Origin of the sequence: Pseudomonas sp. 22490, assembly GCF_052044465.1 — a bacterium.
GTDB classification, from domain to species: domain Bacteria; phylum Pseudomonadota; class Gammaproteobacteria; order Pseudomonadales; family Pseudomonadaceae; genus Pseudomonas; species Pseudomonas aeruginosa.
Genome location: NZ_JBQENS010000116.1, coordinates 1 through 328, shown reverse-complemented (window position 1 = coordinate 328; position 328 = coordinate 1). Strand labels below are relative to the sequence as shown.

Annotated in this window: 2 pseudogenes; both read right to left on the bottom strand. The window is 51.2% G+C overall.

Going from position 1 to position 328, the window contains the following annotated elements:
- Positions 1 to 149: pseudogene (phzB, locus tag ACTJJX_RS35185) on the bottom strand (phenazine biosynthesis protein PhzB); the annotation flags it as partial.
- Between the two features lie 29 nt (positions 150 to 178).
- A pseudogene (gene phzA / locus ACTJJX_RS35180) lies at positions 179 to 328 on the bottom strand (phenazine biosynthesis protein PhzA); the annotation flags it as partial.

Genomic DNA, 328 nt, shown 5'->3' with positions numbered 1-328 from the left:
AAACCGCCACAGCCGTCCTCGACGAAAAGTTCATGGCGGCGCAGGCGATCCTGGCCTTTGGTATTCATGTACTTCTCGACGGTGGCGCGATTCTTTTCGCGAAGTTCGTTGGCATCGGTGAAACCGATTGGATTTGTCGTATCAGGCATCGTCAATGCTCCTTGGCGGTAGATGTCATTCAAGTGGGAATACCGTCACGTTTTATTTGCGGAACGGCTATTCCCAATGCACGCAGTTTCTGTATCGGGTTCATGAACTCGCGATTACGTTTTATCCGGCCGTTCTCGAGTTCGAAGGAATGGATGTAGTGGTTCTCGCAATAGCCCTG